This is a genomic window from Stutzerimonas chloritidismutans, assembly GCF_038562055.1.
In the GTDB taxonomy this organism is placed as follows: domain Bacteria; phylum Pseudomonadota; class Gammaproteobacteria; order Pseudomonadales; family Pseudomonadaceae; genus Stutzerimonas; species Stutzerimonas chloritidismutans_A.
Window position 1 is genome coordinate 1 of the sequence record NZ_JBCFXD010000009.1, and the last position, 13335, is coordinate 13335.

Genomic DNA, 13335 nt, shown 5'->3' on the forward strand with positions numbered 1-13335 from the left:
CCATGTGAGAGTAGGTCATCGTCAAGCTTCTACACCAAACCCCCGATCTTCGTAAGAGGATCGGGGGTTTGTCTTTGGGCGCTGAAAATTCGAAATCCGCGGCACCGTTCTGCCCGGTAAATGATTCCGTAGCCCCCGGCCACTGACTTTCAGAACGGGCGAGCTATCGCGGCCTGACTTGGCAGCTAAGGGAACACGAGAAAGTCATCAGTGGTCTGCGCGGGTTGCCGGACGCTTGCAGGCCTAGAGTCAGGCGCTGATACCGCGCCAGGACGACCCTCTGCTTCGAGCGAATCGCTCAATCCCGCGTTCCGGGCGGATGCATTCCGCGGTGCCTGGTCCTCTCTAGAAAGGTCGCTGGTTGCTCTGCTCTTGTTCAGTAAGCGTTGTGGTCCACGCGCCAAAATTCGCCTGGTGGCGAAGAGTTCGGCACTTTCAAAGGCGACCGCCTACGGCGCTGGTATCTGTTCAACGCAAAGGTCGTTCGGCTGGCGACCAGTGGTTGCTCATACGTACCAGTAGGAGGAGCGCCCCGCGGCGAACCAGCCCTTCGCCTGCACAATACCCAATAGAAGCAGCAGCGCTTCGGATCGGGGCGTTTTTCAAGCTTGGCGCAATACTCATTAAAGAATCTCGCCACCTGTCCGAATACCTGTGCAGGCGGCTCGCTTCGTTGCGAATCCGCCGGTGTCGTACAGGTTGTTCTCGGGGCTTGCAAATTATTTTCGACCGCCTCCTAAAGCTCACCGAAACGGCGCCGATAAGCTAATCGAATGCGAACTCAATGGGTGCCTGGGCAAACAGCCGGCCCGGAGTCGCAAGCTCAGGCAACCCAAGTAACTAGCGCCCTTGGAGGCACATCATGGCTCTTACAGTCAATACAAACGTAGCGTCCCTGAATACTCAGCGGAACCTTAGCAGCTCGTCGAACGCCCTCAGCACCTCCATGCAGCGTCTGTCCACCGGTAGCCGCATCAACAGTGCCAAAGACGACGCGGCAGGTCTGCAGATCTCCAACCGTCTGACCAGCCAGATCAACGGTTTGGGTGTCGCGGTTCGTAACGCCAATGACGGCATCTCCCTTGCTCAGACCGCTGAAGGGGCTCTGCAGCAGTCCACCAACATCCTCCAGCGTATGCGTGATCTTTCCCTGCAGGCCGCGAACGGCTCTAACGCCGGTACCGAGCGAAGCGCTCTGCAGCAGGAAGTCACCCAGCTGCAAAGTGAACTGACACGTATTGCCGAAACCACCACCTTTGGTGGCCGCAAACTGCTTGACGGGTCGTTTGGCTCCTCCAACTTCCAGGTTGGTGCTAACGCTAACGAGACGATTTCTGTAGCGTTGGCCGGTGCCGGTGCGAACGCGATTGGCAGCTACCAGATCAAAGGCGGCGGCTCGATCTTCGGTACGGCTGTAGACGGTGCCACAAACGCGTCAGCTATCGGTGATCTGACTATTACTGGCAATGGTAAGACAGCCAATGCGGCTGTAGCTGCCAACGCATCTGCCAAAGATTTTGCAGCAGCCGTAAACTCCACTACTAGTACTACCGGGGTTTCAGCGACCGCGCGCACAGAAGCGATTCTCGGCGGTTTTAGTGTTGGCGCTGGCACTCAGATGACCTTCGATGTGACCGTCGGCACACAAACGGTTAGCATCGCCGGAGCTACGTCGCTGAAAGACGTATCAGACCAAATCAATTCCCAAGCAGGTAAGTCTGGCTTAAATGCGGTGCTTGAGGGCGACAAGCTACGACTCACTAATGATAAAGGTGAGAACATTGCGGTTGGTACCGTTACTGGTGATGCTGCTGCGACCCTAACGCTTGCCGGCGTTGCGGCTGATGGCACTGAGCAGACAACGCCTGAGAACGCAATGGACGGTTCGGTTGCAACTGGAAATGTCACGGTTAATTCGGCATCGGGCTATGTAATGACCTCTGCTGGAACTCTCACCGAAGCACTAAGCTCCGGTGTTGGAACCATGGCGACCGTAGGTAGCATTGATATTTCGAGTGAGTCTGGTGCGCAGGATGCCCTGGCGATTATCGATGGTGCGATTGCCAAGATCGACTCACAGCGGGCTGACCTCGGTGGTGTGCAAAACCGTTTCGACAACACTATCGCCAACCTGCAAAGTATCTCCGAAAACGTCTCCGCTGCTCGCGGTCGTATCCAGGACACCGATTTCGCAGCTGAAACCGCGAACCTGAGCAAGAATCAGATCCTGCAACAGGCCGGTACTGCGATCCTTGCCCAGGCGAAGCAGCTGCCGCAGGCTGTTCTCAGTCTCCTGCAGTAACAAACGAAAGGCGTTAGCGATGGGGGCGGGGTAACTCTGCCCCCATTGATTCATGAGAGGTGAATCAATGGACGTCGGAAAAATATTGGGCGGGACTACATCGCCCATGACAGCTGGTTCGTCACCCAGCCTCTTGAAGGAGGTTGGGTTTTCTGCGTCTGGAAATCAGGACAAACCGCAGAAAGCCGAAGAGGGGGACAAGTCTGTAAATATGACCGATCTGGTCGAGCGGTTTCGTTCACAGGTACAAAGCATCCAGCGTGACCTGAACTTCAGCGTCGACGACTCGACCGGCGACGTGGTAGTGCAGGTCATTGACGGCGATTCAGGCAAGGTCGTTCGGCAGATACCGTCGGAGGAAATCTTGCGGCTCACCGAGCGATTGGATGAAATGCGTAGTTTGATGTTTGAAGCCAAGGCTTAAGGTGCGTTTCTTGCATCACGCGTGCGGCTAACATTATCTTGACGGGGTGGGCTATGGCAGGCGTAACAGGCATCGGTTCCGGTATTGATATCGAAAGTATCGTGTCCAGTATGGTCGCTGCTGAGCGTGCGCCGAAACAAACGCAGCTTGCAAATCTCGAGAAGAAAACTACCACTCAGATCACTGCTGTCGGTGCCTTGAAAAGTGCCATCAACGATTTTCAAACTGCATTGGGTTCGCTTAACAAGGCGGATCTCTTTCAGGCGCGTTCGGCTACTTCCAGTAAAATGGATCTGGTGGGCGTAACGGCCAGCACCACGGCGGGTGTGGGAAGCTACCAAGTTGAGGTCAAGAGTCTGGCTACCAACAGCAAGGTTGCGCTTGCTGCTATCGAGAATACTGCCGAAACACCGGCTGCCTTCTCTAGCGGAACGCTGAATATTTCGTTGGGTGTACCAGGCACGCCCCCTTCAAAGGATACATTTTCCGTCACGGTGGATGAGAGTAACAATAGCCTTGCTGGTGTGCGTGATGCCATCAACGAGGCTGGGAAAGACATGGGCGTTAGTGCCACGATTGTGACTGATGAATTTGGCTCTCGACTCGTATTGACCAGCAGCAAGACGGGCGCAGGACGTGACATAACGGTAGGCGTAACGGACGAGGCGGCGCTGCAAACCGGGCAGACCTCTCTATCGGCCCTTGCGTTCGACGGTGCCACATCAAATACCGGAGCGGGTGCTCGGGTTCTATCTTCAGCGCAGAGCGCGGAGCTGTATATAGATGGTTTAAAAGTAATCAGCGAGACCAACAAAGTCGAAGGCGCCATCGACGGGGTTACGCTCGATCTTAAAGCCAAGACTGTCGCTAATGAGCCTCTCACCGTCAGCGTCGCGGAAGACAAGGCGGGCGTCAATAAGCAGGTGCAGTCTTTCGTTGATGCTTACAACAAGCTCATCGGCGTGATCAATGCACAGACAAAGGTGACGTCTGTGGGGGATGGCAAGGCGCCCGTCACTGGCGCACTTGTAGGCGATGCGACTGCTCGTACGCTGCTCGGAACGATCCGCAGTGAGTTAGTCAATACGCAGGGTGATGGCGCGATCCGCGCGCTGACGGATATGGGAATCACAACCCAGAAGGACGGGACCCTTGCCATCGATAGCACTAAACTCGACAAGACCTTGGCTGGCAATTTCGACCAGTTGTCCGGCTTCTTCACTGGCGACAACGGGCTCGCCGCCCGGCTCGATGCGAAGCTGAAGCCTTATACCGAAACCGGCGGCATTCTCGAACAACGCAACAAGGCGATGACAGAGACCATTACGAAGATTGACGATCAGAAAGAAAACCTCAATCGACGCATAACGGCTTTGCAAGAACGCCTGTACAAGCAATTCAACGCCATGGATTTGCTGGTTGGGCAGTTGTCTAATACCTCTTCCAGCCTGATAGCGTCTCTCGAGAATCTGCCATGGGCTGCCAGCAATTCAAAGAAATGATCTTAGCTGTATGAATCAAACCGCCGTCGAGGCGGTTTTTTCATTCTAAAGCAGATACACACTATCAAGCTTGAGCGCCGCTGACCGATAAGCTGTACATGCAAACGTGATGTAGCAAGGGGCTTTTCCATATGTACGCAATGTCCGCGATGAAACAGTATCAGCAGGTTGGTGTGAAAGCTCAGGTGACTGAGGCTGATCCGCACCGCTTGATTCAAATGTTGATGCAGGGCGGCCTGGATCGTATCGCCCAGGCTAAAGGTGCCATGGAGCGTGATGCGTTCGCTGAGAAGGGTGTTCTGGTCGGCAAGGCCATCAACATCATTGGCGGCCTTCGTGATGCGCTGGACAAGAGCATCGGTGGTGAGCTGGCCGAGAATCTGGATCGCCTCTACGAATACATGACGATGCGCCTGTTCGAGGCCAGCCGGCATAACGATATTGAGAAGTTGAACGAAGTTGGCAGGCTGCTGGGCGAGATCAAGGTGGCCTGGGACCAGATTGCGCCCAAAGCGTAAGTTATCTGTTCTCCTAGCATCCTGCGGATAGGCTTCCGATTTACTCACCATGCGCTAACAAACTAGGATGCCCATGTCGTCACCCAAGCAAGCATTCTCACTACTCGCGAACAAGTTGCGTGATGCATTCGCAGCGAGCGATTGGGAAGCCGTTGCGCTGTTGGATGAAGAATGTCGTGCCCTGGTGGCCGCACTAGGTGATGGAGATGCATCTGACCTGGAGCTACGCGAGCAACTGGCCGAGCTTTCACGCGTTTATGACGAGCTTCAACAGGCTGGTAGAGCGGAGCGAGAGCGATTGGCTGGGGAGCTGACGCGTTTGAACCAGTCGAAGCAGGTCAATCAGGCCTACAAGCCGCTGGGCTGAAGCGGTCGGGATCGATGTCTGTTTTCGGCTTTGGTGGGCTGAAGCCCACCCTACAGGTGACGTAGGGTGGATTAGCCGACGGAGTAGTCCGAGGTCCGGTTGATGCGGTTGTGGTGCCGCGGTGAGAAATGGCGCCGTACGCGGTAAACGACGGAAGCGCCTCTGGCGATTCCATCCTACGAGGAGCGTTCACCGTGCTGCGGCTGGGTGGGCTGAAGCGGAGCGCCGCCCGGCGCACCCTGCGGGTTACAGGGGACGTGGGTGGATGGCGCCTTACCCATCCACCGCAACAAAAGCCCGGATTGCCGCGTTTCAAATCTGCCGCTTAGCGGTACTCACACAAGTAGGCAGTCGCCTCGGCTACTTTCAGCTGAAACTTGCTGTTGGCCGGTACGGTGAACTGGGTGCCAGCGCCGAAAGTTTCGTAGTTTTCGCTTCCCGGCAGTTTCACGTCGAGGCTGCCGGCAACCACGTGCATCACTTCCAGCTGGCTGGTGCCGAACTCGTAATCGCCAGGCGCCATGACGCCGATGGTGGCCGGGCCTGCTGCCATGTCGAAGGCGATGGATTTGACGGTGCCGTCGAAGTACTCGTTGACCTTGAACATTTAGAAAATCTCTAAGGGGTGGGAAAGGGCGGCCAGTATGCCGAAGCCGCTGAATGCCGTCATCAGGTCGTATAACGGCATGGCACGGTGCAGAAATACCCGTCGAAACGGCTGCTACGAGCGAAAGATGAAGTAAACCGCCCCCAGCAAACACAACCCGGCCCACAGGTAGTCGAGCTTCATGGGTTGCTGCATGTACAGCACGCTGAACGGCACGAAGATGGCGAGGGTGATGACTTCCTGCATGATCTTCAGCTGGCCGATGGACAGCTCGGTGTAACCGATGCGGTTGGCCGGCACCATGATCAGGTATTCAAACAGGGCGATGCCCCAGCTGATCAACGCGGCTATCAGCCAGGGTTTACCGTTGAGCGTCTTCAGATGACCGTACCAGGCGAAGGTCATGAACAGGTTGGAAATGCAAAGCAGTGCAGCGGTCTGAATCCAGATAGGCATAGGACACTCCGGGGCGGTGGCGAATCCTATTGGCCCTGGATAGGGTCTCGCAAGTATCTGACGAACGCTGCGCAACGCTAGTGCCTTTTGCCGGGGCGGCGATTATGATCGCCGCCCCCGTTATTTCATTTCGGACGTTGAAATGAATTGCCGTCCCGGTTGCGGTGCTTGTTGTATTGCCCCTTCAATCAGTTCACCGATTCCCGGTATGCCTGCTGGCAAACCGGCGGGTGAGCGCTGCCTGCATCTTTCCGAGCGAAACCTCTGCGGGCTATTCGGCCTATCGTCCAGGCCTGCTGTTTGTAGTCAGTTTCAGGCCGATCGTGAGGTTTGTGGAGACTCTGAACAGGAGGCCATTCAGCTACTCGGGTGGTTGGAGCAGGCGACCGCCTAATCCCTTTGGCGTGTCAGTGGCAGTTACCGTTTCGGGACTGTTTTTCTGGCATACAGCCGCGCCAGCGTGAAGGGCGACAGCTTGAGCATGAACGCAATGGCTAACAGGCGGTTTCGACCGGCGCGGCGCCACCAGCCGTCACGTTGCCAGCGGCGTGAGCTGACCCCAAGGCCATGCTCGAGGCGCTGAAAAATTCCCTGCTGGCGCAATCCTTTGACCAGGGGCACTTCCTCGAAAAGCGGCCAGGGCGCATGTTGTCCAGCGGCGAAATAGGCCGTGCGCCGGGCGAAGATGCCCTGATCACCATAAGGCACGCCGACCCGGTTTCGCCACGCCACCAGGCGTTCGATCAAGCGGCCCTGCCAACAGTTGGTGTCGCTGAAGCGCAAGGTGAAGTAGCCTCCCGTAGCACCTTCCTCTATGGCCTCGCTTACGGCCATCAGTGCCTGACGCCCCAGATCGGCGTCGGCATGCAGAAACCAGAGGGTCTCATACACAGAGAGCGCGGCTCCCTGGCGTAACTGCTCGCCTCTCGACGGCGTTGCCGATGACCACAGCGCATCGTTGCTCCGGCACAGCGCTTGGCATCGCTCGCTGACAGCCGCATCCACTACGACGATTTGCAGCGGTATTTCTGTTTCTGACTCTGTCAGGCGCAATTGAAGAAGCAGCCGCTCAAGGCGGTCTTCGTCGTGCAGGCACGGAATGATCACACTGATCCCCGCTGAGCTCACGCTTGTCGTCTCTCAAGATTGTTCAGCGTCTTTAGCAGTCTCCGCCTCGCTGCTCGGGGGTCGTCAGCGAGCGCCTGGGCTGCAAGGGGTAGGTCTGCCTTTTCGTCGATATCAAACAACTCGCCGCTGAGCGAGACCGAATGACCCACCCGGCGGCATGCATCCGCCAGTGCGTGACCCAGCTCAGGGGTGCTCCAAGGCAAGGCAGCCAGGTCCGGCCAGGGAAGGTTCGACGCCATCAGTACCACCCCGCCGTCGCGCGCAGCGACGAGCACTGTATCCTGTGCCTGCAATGCAGTGTGTACCCGCCGATAGTCATCCGGTGTGAGCGCCGGAGCGTCGCTTCCTATGTACAGGAGCTGCCGGTGACCGAGGCCGCGCAGGCTGTGGTCCAGATTGTTGATACGCTCGCCCAGGTTGCCGGCAGTTTGCGCAAGGCACAGTGCCTGCGGCGCCTGCTGTATGGCCCAGTCGCACGCATCGCTCTGATCAGGGGCAATGACGACTGGTCCGGGCCAGCTGTGCAGGTCTTCCAATGCACAATCCAGCAGATGCTCGGCGATCTCCAGGGCTCGCTCGACTCCGACCTGCACGGCCAGGCGCTGTTTGCCGTGGCCAAGGGCAGGTCGCTTGCAGATGAGGACGAGCGCTGCGTCGGTTGGAAGGGTTTGCTTTGTAGTCATTAAGCTAGCTCGTTGGAAAAGGCGGGTGCTGCACATCTCGGCGATGCGGTTATGTTCCGTTTGGATAGGCCGCTCTACAGATTGTTGCAGTGAAGCGTTGAAGGTGTCTTTGGATTTGCCTGTCGGGCATTCGATGCAAGGTCTAGCGGCTAGCCGTTGAGTTTCATCCGCTGCTTACCTACACGAACAACAAAGTGACGGTGCCGTTTCTGTTTGCGCGGACTTGAACTGCGCTTTGCCATGGTTATTGCAAATCTGTGCTGCCGCCACGTCGCCAGCGATGAAACCACGCCACCCAGCGCAGCAACCGAGCTGGTGCATGGGCACGTTTCCATTCCCCTGCAACAGACTTGTTGGCTTCGGCCAGGGTTGGATAAATGTGGATGGTGCCGAGAATCTTGTTCAGCCCCAGCCCGTGTTTCATTGCCGAAACGTATTCGGAGATCAGGTCACCCGCATGCTCCCCGACGAGGGTAGCGCCGAGAATCTGGTCCTTGCCTGGCACCGTCAGCACCTTGATATAGCCAAGCGCGGCCTCGTCGGCAATGGCGCGATCAAGCTCATCCATGCCGAAGCGTGTGACCTCATAGGCAACACCCTGGGCTTGCGCTTCCTGTTCGTTGAGCCCGACATGGGCGACTTCCGGGTCAGTGAAGGTGGCCCAGGGAATCACGTGATAGTCCACTTTGAAGCGTTTGAACCCACCGAAGAGCCCGTTCACCGCGCCATACCAGGCTTGGTGAGAGGACACATGGGTGAACTGGAAAGGCCCGGTCACGTCGCCGACGGCGTAGATGTTGGGGAAGCGAGTAGCCAGGTAGTCATCGGTGGCGAGAGTGCCGTTATCCCGCACCTCCAACCGCAACGCCTCGGCACCAAAGCCCTTGATATTGGCGGTGCGGCCCAGTGCCAACAGCACCTGATCAAACTCGATAACCACGTCGCCGTCGCTATCACGACTGCGACTGACGAGCTGCCGCCGCCCCTCAATCACAGTGAAGTGTTCAGCGTTGTGCCCCAGGCGCACGTCCACACCGTCAGCACGCAAGCCCGCCAGTACTGCGGCGCTGGCATCGGCGTCCTCACGGGGTAGCAGGCGCTCGTTGCGCTGCACCAGCGTGACCTGGCAGCCGAGACGCTGAAAGGCCTGGGCCAACTCGCAACCGATGGGCCCGCCGCCGAGCACCAGCAGCCGTTTCGGCTGCTCGCGCAGTGCCCACACCGTATCTGACGTAAGCGGCGCAACCTGTTCGATACCTGGGATACGTGGCACCGTTGGGCTCGCACCGGTGGCGATGACGATGGCGCGGGTGGTGATTCGCTGGCTGTTGACTTCAACTTCAACTGTCCATGGCGAAGTGATTCGCGCCTCGCCTTCAATCACCTCGACACCGAGCCCGGTGTACCGCTCAACTGAATCGTGCGGTTCGACCGTGGCAATCACGCGCTGAATACGCGCCATGACCGCGGCAAAGTCCACTTCGGCGTCGATTGGCTTGAAGCCCAGCTGTTCGGCTTTCTTCAGATCGCTGGCCAGTCTCGCCGAACGGATCAGCGCCTTCGAAGGCACGCAGCCGGTATTCAGGCAATCGCCACCCATCTTGTGTTTTTCGATCAGGGTGACCTTGGCCTTTACCGCTGCCGCGATATAGGCGCTGACCAGCCCTCCGGAACCAGCGCCGATGACCACCAGATTCCGGTCGAACTGACGAGGCTTATTCCAGCCGGCGTACACCTTGCGCGCCTTGAACCCGTCCAGCGCCTTGCGCGACAGGACGGGCAACAGCCCCAACAGGACGAAGGCGCCGATCAGGCCCGGCGAGAGAATTCCGCCTAATGATTCCAGCTGACCAAGCTCGCGTCCGGCATTTACGTAAAGCAGCGTTCCGGGCAGCATCCCCAGCTGACTGACCCACCAGAATGTCCGGACGGGCAGTTGCGTAAGGCCCATCGCCAGATTGATCAGGAAGAAGGGAAAGACCGGCACCAGACGTAAGGCAAACAGATAGCTGGCGCCTTCGCGCTCGATCCCCTGGTCGATTTTCGCGAGTCGCTGTTGGAAGCGTGTTTGTACCCAGTTGCGGAGGAGGTAGCGGCTGAGCAGCATCGCCAGGGTCGCCCCCAGTGTCGACGCAAAGGAAACCAGCAAGGTGCCGCCCAGAAGACCGAACAGCGCGCCACCCACCAGCGTCATTAGCGCCGCGCCAGGCAGGGATAGCGCGGTAACCAACACATAGACGATGAAGAACACGCTGCCAGCGACCCAGGGGTGAGCCTGCACCTGCGCATCAAGCGCTGCTTGCTGTGCCTTGAGGGCATCGAGAGTGAGATACTGCCCGACATCGAATACGAAGAAGCCTGCCAGCAGGACCAGAACCAAGGCTATCAAGGCCACTTTGCGGCTGTTCATCCTTGCGTCTCCGTTCATTGAGGCCCGATCAGCTGGTGCAGCCGTTTGGTATTGCGCCTTACGTCTAATCGCTCAGGCTGCCACCGCAGCTCGAGCCCTGCCCGGCGGTGCAGGCGTAGCAATGGTCACGCGTGACGATGGCGTTGCCGTTGAGGCTCGTCGTCTGCAGCAGGTTGCGCAAGTGTGGTCGGTCACGACCAATCAGCTTGGGCATGGCCATTGGCAGGTCGAGCATCTGGTTGAAATCGCAGTCATACAGATAGCCCTGCCAGTCCACGCTGATCAGGCTGCGGCACATCAACGCGCCGAGATTCGCCGGCCGGTAGCTGTCGCGCAGCAACTGCATGTAATCACCGAATTGGCCCTTGCTGATCAGGGTACTGCCGAAGCGGGCGATGGGCTGGTTGGTGATCGTCAGCAGGTGATTGAAGCGAATGTCGAAGTCTTGCCCCAGGTGGCTCTTGTAGTCGGCCTCGAGCTGGTTCTGCGGGGGTGGCAGGCTGGGGCCTTGGGGGTTGTAGACCAGATTGAGGATGCGATCACTGCCCTCGGCTCCGTAGCCGAGACGGTTGAGTTTTCGTAGCCCGGCGATGCTGGCCTCGAACACGCCGTCGCCGCGTTGCTTGTCGACGTTTTCACGTGAGTAGCAGGGCAGGGAGGCGGTGATCTCAACGCCCTGATCGGCAAGAAACTCAGCCAGATCTTCGTATCCCGGTTCGCTCAGGATGGTCAGGTTGCAGCGGTCGATCACCCGCAACCCCTCTCGCCGCGCATGGATGACGATCTCGCGAAAACGAGGGTGCATCTCCGGTGCGCCTCCGGTTAGGTCGAGTGTGTGCACCGGGTGCGCGTCGATTACCTCATGCAGCAGGCTCAGGCTTTCATCGGTCATCGCCTCCGTGCGCGTCGGCCCGGCGTTCACATGGCAATGCAAGCAGCGCTGATTGCAGCGGTAGGTCAGGTTGACCTGCAAGGCCTCCAGCGACCCACGACTGATCGGGGGAAACGCCAGGGCGTTGAGAAGAGGAAGCGTGGCATGCATGGCGATCGCTACTCTTGAAGTGGTGTCCATTGGAGCCGCGCCGCGGCCCAGCGTTACAGTTTTTTCTGCATGCGAACAGCGGATCGGCTTGCTCAGGTCGCTTCGGCGAACAGACTCTCGCGATCCGGACACCGAACAGCGTCTCCGGGTGGCACCAACCTACGTGCAAAAGGATGCCCTCAGATCAGGTAAAAATGCACGGGCGATGTATGTCAGAAGGTTATCTATGGCTTACCAGCCAATAGTCACCTAGCCGTCCAGCAGCCCCTCAAGGCATCGCCTTTGCAAACGAGCTGTGTTCAGCAACGAGAGCAATGTCAGCCAGCCGAAGCCGCTTCCGAGCGTGCTTCGGCTTACAAATGCCCCCGATGCGTCAGAGCGGCTTGCTGGCCAGGGGCTGCGTGGCCGGACCGTGAATGACTTCGCCGTCGGCCTGGAAGATCGAGCCGTGACACGGGCAGTCCCAGGTGCGGTCGGCGTTGTTCCAGGTCACGCTGCAGCCCATGTGCGTGCAGGCCGCAGAGACGCCATGCAGCGCGCCGGCATCGTCGCGCCATACCGCAATCTGTTCATCGCCGCGGGTGATCACGCCGCCTTCGCCCGGGCCGATGGCCTCCAGATCATCGACCTGCGACTGGCTCTCACCGCTCTGGTTGTAGTCGTCCGGCGACGGACGCTGGGGATCGAACAGCGTCTTCCATGGCCTGCGTCCAGTCACTATCTGGCGGGCGATGCCGAGCCCGGCGGCGGTGCCGTTGCTGATGCCCCAAGCGTTGAATCCGGTCGCGATGAACAGCCCGGGCGCCTGCTCGGGGTCAGCTTCGCCAACGTAGGCCATACGGTCGGCCGTGTCGTAATCCTCGTTGCACCAGCGCCACACCGCTTCACCGACCGGCAGGTTGCTGCGCGCCCATTGCTCGAGATCGACAAAGCGCTTCGCCACGTCGCCGTCCTGTCCGGTGTTGAAGCGCGGTCCGAGCACGAGCAGCAGCGGGCCTTGTTCGTCGCGGCCCATGCGAATCGAATGAGTCGGCTCTTCAACCGCAATGAACATGCCGTCGAGGCTGGCGCCATCCTCTGGGCGGAAGGCGATTGCCACGTGACAGCGCGGTTGGGTGGGGCTGGCCAGATCGATTGGCGTCTCCACCGGCAGGTGCGTAGCAATGATCACCTGGTCGGCCTGGATCGTGCCGCCGTCGAAGCCTATCTGCCAGCGCTCGTTGCGCTCGAAGCTCTGGGCGCGGGTCTGCTGGTGGATCTGCCCACCGCGAGCCTGTACTGCCGCCGCGAGACCGACCAGATAGCTGGCCGGATTGAACTGTGCCTGATCGGGAAATTCCAGCGCACCGGTGGTTTCGAAGGGCAGGGGGGCGCGGTCGAGAACGCGGGCTGCAAACCCCAGGCAGTGTGCAGCTTCGGCCTCGCGCTCGATGGCTTCGCGGGCGTCTGCCGAACAGCCATAGGCGAAGGCAGATTGCCGCTGGTAATCACAATCGATCTCTAAGCTCTCCACCCAGTGACGAATGCGTTTCACCGCTTCGCGGTTAACGTCGGCGTAGCACTGCGCCAGCTCCTGGCCAAAAGTGTCGATCAGGTGGCGGTAGATGAGCGCATGCTGAGTGGTGACCTTGGCGGTCGAGCGTCCGGTGACCTGCCGGCCGACTTCGCGCGCTTCGAGTACCACGACTTTCTTGCCTGCCTCGCAAAGGGTCATGGCTGCGCTCAGCCCGACGATACCGGCGCCGATCACAACGACGTCGCATTCGCTGTGGCCAGTCGCTGGCGGAAAGTCGCAGTGGGGTGCGCTGGCAGTCCAGCAGCAGTCGGGTTTTGCAGATAGCGCAGGCATGGGGGACTCCTCGGCTGAGTCGCATGGGCTGTCGACATTTCGCCATC

The 13335-nt window shown here is 58.9% G+C and carries 13 protein-coding genes; 6 read left to right on the plus strand and 7 right to left on the minus strand.

What is annotated here, in order from left to right; genetic code table 11:
* Nucleotides 1-862 precede the first annotated feature (862 nt).
* The 5 genes from AAGW23_RS14340 (at nt 863) to AAGW23_RS14360 (ending at nt 5113) form a co-directional block, all read left to right on the plus strand.
* Nucleotides 863-2302 carry a flagellin gene (locus AAGW23_RS14340; protein WP_342407087.1) on the plus strand — a complete coding sequence of 480 codons (1440 nt, stop codon included), beginning with the start codon at nt 863-865 and terminating at the stop codon, nt 2300-2302.
* A 67-nt stretch (nt 2303-2369) separates the two neighbouring features.
* Nucleotides 2370-2726 carry a flagellar protein FlaG gene (locus AAGW23_RS14345; protein WP_342407088.1) on the plus strand — a complete coding sequence of 119 codons (357 nt, stop codon included), beginning with the start codon at nt 2370-2372 and terminating at the stop codon, nt 2724-2726.
* Nucleotides 2727-2779: 53 nt separating this feature from the next.
* Nucleotides 2780-4228, plus strand: a complete 1449-nt coding sequence (fliD, locus tag AAGW23_RS14350; protein ID WP_342407089.1) for a flagellar filament capping protein FliD — start codon at nt 2780-2782, stop codon at nt 4226-4228.
* Between the two features lie 131 nt (nt 4229-4359).
* Nucleotides 4360-4746, plus strand: a complete 387-nt coding sequence (fliS, locus tag AAGW23_RS14355) for a flagellar export chaperone FliS (RefSeq protein WP_029404571.1) — start codon at nt 4360-4362, stop codon at nt 4744-4746.
* 73 nt (nt 4747-4819) lie between these two features.
* Complete coding sequence (locus AAGW23_RS14360; RefSeq protein ID WP_319297050.1) at nt 4820-5113, plus strand: flagellar protein FliT; 294 nt, start codon at nt 4820-4822, stop codon at nt 5111-5113.
* Nucleotides 5114-5438: 325 nt separating this feature from the next.
* Here the strand turns inward: AAGW23_RS14360 and AAGW23_RS14365 are convergent, their stop codons facing one another.
* Complete coding sequence (locus tag AAGW23_RS14365; RefSeq protein ID WP_319297049.1) at nt 5439-5720, minus strand: pyrimidine/purine nucleoside phosphorylase; 282 nt, start codon at nt 5718-5720, stop codon at nt 5439-5441.
* A 114-nt stretch (nt 5721-5834) separates the two neighbouring features.
* Nucleotides 5835-6176 carry a DMT family protein gene (locus AAGW23_RS14370; protein ID WP_200637092.1) on the minus strand — a complete coding sequence of 114 codons (342 nt, stop codon included), beginning with the start codon at nt 6174-6176 and terminating at the stop codon, nt 5835-5837.
* A 142-nt stretch (nt 6177-6318) separates the two neighbouring features.
* On the opposite strand from AAGW23_RS14370, the gene AAGW23_RS14375 reads away from it, so the two are divergent.
* Nucleotides 6319-6570, plus strand: a complete 252-nt coding sequence (locus tag AAGW23_RS14375; RefSeq protein ID WP_102835479.1) for a YkgJ family cysteine cluster protein — start codon at nt 6319-6321, stop codon at nt 6568-6570.
* A gap of 23 nt (nt 6571-6593) precedes the next feature.
* Here AAGW23_RS14375 and AAGW23_RS14380 read toward each other — a convergent pair whose 3' ends face one another.
* From AAGW23_RS14380 to AAGW23_RS14400, 5 genes are all read right to left on the minus strand, one after another.
* Nucleotides 6594-7283: a hypothetical protein gene (locus AAGW23_RS14380; protein ID WP_342407090.1), complete on the minus strand. Its 690-nt coding sequence runs from the start codon at nt 7281-7283 to the stop codon at nt 6594-6596.
* 17 nt (nt 7284-7300) lie between these two features.
* Nucleotides 7301-7987: a DUF2064 domain-containing protein gene (locus AAGW23_RS14385; protein WP_342407091.1), complete on the minus strand. Its 687-nt coding sequence runs from the start codon at nt 7985-7987 to the stop codon at nt 7301-7303.
* Nucleotides 7988-8231: 244 nt separating this feature from the next.
* The gene (locus tag AAGW23_RS14390) at nt 8232-10397 is read right to left on the minus strand and encodes an FAD-dependent oxidoreductase (RefSeq protein ID WP_342407092.1); all 2166 of its coding nucleotides are present in this window, start codon (nt 10395-10397) and stop codon (nt 8232-8234) included.
* Between the two features lie 64 nt (nt 10398-10461).
* Nucleotides 10462-11469: an arsenosugar biosynthesis radical SAM (seleno)protein ArsS gene (gene arsS, locus AAGW23_RS14395; RefSeq protein WP_342407093.1), complete on the minus strand. Its 1008-nt coding sequence runs from the start codon at nt 11467-11469 to the stop codon at nt 10462-10464.
* Between the two features lie 343 nt (nt 11470-11812).
* Entirely contained in the window at nt 11813-13288 is a 1476-nt protein-coding gene (locus AAGW23_RS14400; protein WP_342407094.1) for an FAD-dependent oxidoreductase, read from the minus strand.
* Nucleotides 13289-13335 lie beyond the last annotated feature (47 nt).

Bases quoted from the DNA above. Each gene is read 5' to 3' on its own strand.
- AAGW23_RS14340 (WP_342407087.1), top strand. From the start codon at position 863: ATGGCTCTTACAGTCAATACAAACGTAGCGTCCCTGAATACTCAGCGG.
- AAGW23_RS14345 (WP_342407088.1), top strand. From the start codon at position 2,370: ATGGACGTCGGAAAAATATTGGGCGGGACTACATCGCCCATGACAGCT.
- fliD (WP_342407089.1), top strand. From the start codon at position 2,780: ATGGCAGGCGTAACAGGCATCGGTTCCGGTATTGATATCGAAAGTATC.
- fliS (WP_029404571.1), top strand. From the start codon at position 4,360: ATGTACGCAATGTCCGCGATGAAACAGTATCAGCAGGTTGGTGTGAAA.
- AAGW23_RS14360 (WP_319297050.1), top strand. From the start codon at position 4,820: ATGTCGTCACCCAAGCAAGCATTCTCACTACTCGCGAACAAGTTGCGT.
- AAGW23_RS14365 (WP_319297049.1), bottom strand. From the start codon at position 5,720: ATGTTCAAGGTCAACGAGTACTTCGACGGCACCGTCAAATCCATCGCC.
- AAGW23_RS14370 (WP_200637092.1), bottom strand. From the start codon at position 6,176: ATGCCTATCTGGATTCAGACCGCTGCACTGCTTTGCATTTCCAACCTG.
- AAGW23_RS14375 (WP_102835479.1), top strand. From the start codon at position 6,319: ATGAATTGCCGTCCCGGTTGCGGTGCTTGTTGTATTGCCCCTTCAATC.
- AAGW23_RS14385 (WP_342407091.1), bottom strand. From the start codon at position 7,987: ATGACTACAAAGCAAACCCTTCCAACCGACGCAGCGCTCGTCCTCATC.
- AAGW23_RS14390 (WP_342407092.1), bottom strand. From the start codon at position 10,397: ATGAACAGCCGCAAAGTGGCCTTGATAGCCTTGGTTCTGGTCCTGCTG.
- arsS (WP_342407093.1), bottom strand. From the start codon at position 11,469: ATGGACACCACTTCAAGAGTAGCGATCGCCATGCATGCCACGCTTCCT.
- AAGW23_RS14400 (WP_342407094.1), bottom strand. From the start codon at position 13,288: ATGCCTGCGCTATCTGCAAAACCCGACTGCTGCTGGACTGCCAGCGCA.